This is a genomic window from Halomonas sp. PBN3 (genome assembly GCF_000475415.1).
Taxonomy (GTDB): domain Bacteria; phylum Pseudomonadota; class Gammaproteobacteria; order Pseudomonadales; family Halomonadaceae; genus Halomonas; species Halomonas shengliensis.
Map to the genome: position 1 here is coordinate 1 of NZ_AXCA01000179.1, position 2711 is coordinate 2711.

The window sequence follows — 2711 nt, forward strand, 5'->3', positions numbered from 1 at the left end:
CCGTAACCGGTCATTCCAAGGCGTGCCGATTTCTGCTTGCTTTATACGTCACATAGTGGCTGGATCAGCGCTACCGCGACCTTCCACCGCCGGTTATCTTCCGACTGCACGATGACGGTCTTGCGGTTGATCTTGATGACGCGACCAAACACCTGACCCTCGCGGCTCTCGAAGGAGACAGCCTGCCCCAGGGTCAGGCGATTCAACACTTCCATCTCCTGACGGGCCTGGAGTTCGTCGATACGGCGGCAGATGACGTCGTTGAGCGCCAGGAGCTGGTCGAGGCTCATGTCGTCGATACGCATGGGGAACTGAATCTCGTGCATCGGGAAAGGCGCTACCTTGCCCGATGCGCCGGCGGGTGTCGATTCAGCGCTCGATGTCGGAGCGCAGCGGCGTGTCGGCGAACTGGGCCTTCCAGCGGCGCGGCGTCAGCTCGTCGACCCGTGAGGCCGGGTGGATGGCCACGCGCTGGAGCACATCGACCAGGTAGGTGTAGGGATCGACACCCTGCAGCCGGCAGGTGGTCAGCAGGCTCTGCACGATGCCGACGTGCTCGGCGCCGACCTCGCTCCAACAGAACATCCAGTTTTTCTTACCCATGGGAATGCAGCGCAGGCCACGCTCCAGGTGGTTGGTGTCGATCGGCACGTCGGGATCGGACAGAAATACCTCCAGGCTCCGCTGTCGCTTCAGCGCGTACTCCACGGCTTGGCGCAGCGGGTGGCGTGGTTCCAGATCGTCCCGTTGGAGCTGGTGGTCGCACCATTTCCAGAAGTCGCGCACCTGGGGCTCGCTGTAGGTGGTGCGCGCCTTGAGCTTGTCGGGTCCTTCGCGGCCTTTCTCGCGGATCCAGGTTTCGGTCTTGTAGAGTCCGGCGATCCGCAGCAGGCCTTCCTCGACCGCCTCATCGCTGCCCTGCGCCTTCTCGAAATGCCGCCGTGCGTGCGCCCAGCATTCGGCGTGGGTCACCCCCGGGCGCTTCTCGGCATAGCGGGCGTAGGAGGCGTTGCCGTCGGTCAGCAGCACGCCGTTGAAGTGGTCACCCAGCACCGTGTCGATGTGGGCCTTGGCGCGCGACGGGGAAAAGGTGAAGCTGATCTCGTCGTGGTCGCCGTACAGCGGCCAGAACCACGCTTCCTTCATCTTGCCCTTGGCCTTGCGGCCCGCCTTGATCGGCGTCTCGTCCATGGCCAGCACCTGGCTTTGCAGCACGTGCTCCAGCTGGGCCAGGTGGATCGGCGACAGCAACGCCGCAGCTCGCGCCACCTGCTGAGTCAGTGTGGTGCGACTGAGCTGGATGCCGGCCTGCTGCAGGCGCTGATGCTGGCGATAGAGCGGCAGGTGGTAGCAGAACTTGTCGACCAGCAGACCCGCGATGAAGCTGACATCGGCCAGCGAGCCGTCGAACAGCGTGGCCGGCGCCGACGTTGCCTGGGGCGGCGCCTCCTTGCTGACCTTGAACACCGGGCAACGGTACTCCAGCACCTCGAAGCTGGCCCGGCGCTGCGCCAGGCGGAAGGTGCTGCGCGTGGCGATCACCTCGATGTCATCCCGCGTCACGCCCTCCGGTAGCTCGGGCGCCACCTCGATGACCTTGACCGGCACCGAGGCATCGAAGCGCAGCCCGGTGTCGTTGACGGTATCGCGACGCGTCTTACGCGGTGACGTCTTGGCGGGTGGAGCGTCATCATCGGGCTCGGGCGGCGGCGACGCCGGGAGATCCTGCAGGCTACCGAGCAGGCTCTGTTGCACGGCCGGGTCGATCGCCAGCAGGCGCTCCGACTTGCGGCCGAACAGCTGCCGCTTGAACCAGTCGAGTTGTCGTTCCACCTCCTGAAGGCGCGTCTGTAGAGCGGCATTTTCCGCCAGCGTCTGCTGATATTTCTGTTCCAGAGATAGCGCCGTCACGAGGTGATAATTCCTGATGAATCAGGCTGTTATTTTACCATGCCATCAGGCCGCTGACACCTTGGGATGCCAGCGTTTGCGGCGTTTCGTGACCACCAGATCGAGCCCCTCGATCAAGGCTTCGAATTCGGCATGGCTGAGCGTGATTGCCTGGCCTGCGGGGGCCGACAAGGCGGCGAAGCGCCCGCGCTCCAGGCGCTTGCTCCACACGCAGTAGCCGCCGGCCTGGAAGTAAAGGCACTTGAGCTGGGTGCGCCGTCGGTTGATGAAGATGAAGCCGTGGCCACTCAGCGGATTCTGGCCCAGCTGCCGCCTCACCAGGGCGGCCAGACCATCGTAGGAACAGCGCATGTCGGTGGGCTGCGTGCACAGCCAGAGTTTGACGGGTGGTCGCATCATGCCCCCCGGCGAAAGCGCAGGCAGACACCATCGCCCAGGTCGAGCTCGATCTCCCAGCCGCGCGGCTCATCATCGGCGTCGTCGTTCTCTTCCGCGGTCGGCATCGACACCGGTGCGAAGAGCGCCGGCTCGGCAGCCATGTGATAAGGCATTGGCGCCTCGCCGGCCAGTCGCCGCTTCCAGAGCTTGAAGGAGCTGACGGGGATCCCTGTCTGGCGGCAGAAGGCCTGCTGGGAGAGCCCGCTATGGGCCTGTTCGTCGACCCAGGCCTGCCATTGCGAGGCGGGGTGGCGGGAGTGGCGTCGCTTCGACATGGGGACTGATGCTCCGTCGGTGAATGACGGGATCAGCGTAGGGGGTCAGGCCACCTCAGGAAACGACGCGCCAGAATGGCCGCTTAC

At 64.8% G+C, this 2711-nt stretch carries 4 protein-coding genes; all 4 read right to left on the reverse strand.

What is annotated here, in order from left to right; translation table 11 throughout:
- Nucleotides 1-41: 41 nt before the first annotated feature.
- Nucleotides 42-305, reverse strand: a complete 264-nt coding sequence (locus tag Q673_RS31695) for a hypothetical protein (RefSeq protein WP_031218466.1) — start codon at nt 303-305, stop codon at nt 42-44.
- Between the two features lie 64 nt (nt 306-369).
- Nucleotides 370-1833, reverse strand: coding sequence for an IS66 family transposase (gene tnpC / locus Q673_RS31700; RefSeq protein ID WP_023006779.1), 1464 nt, complete (start codon nt 1831-1833; stop codon nt 370-372).
- A gap of 123 nt (nt 1834-1956) precedes the next feature.
- Nucleotides 1957-2307 (reverse strand): IS66 family insertion sequence element accessory protein TnpB, encoded by a 351-nt coding sequence (gene tnpB / locus Q673_RS31705; protein ID WP_161629677.1) that lies wholly within the window; start codon nt 2305-2307, stop codon nt 1957-1959.
- Nucleotides 2307-2624, reverse strand: coding sequence for an IS66 family insertion sequence element accessory protein TnpA (gene tnpA / locus Q673_RS31710; protein ID WP_023006781.1), 318 nt, complete (start codon nt 2622-2624; stop codon nt 2307-2309). Before tnpA ends, tnpB begins: the two co-directional genes overlap by 1 nt.
- Nucleotides 2625-2711 lie beyond the last annotated feature (87 nt).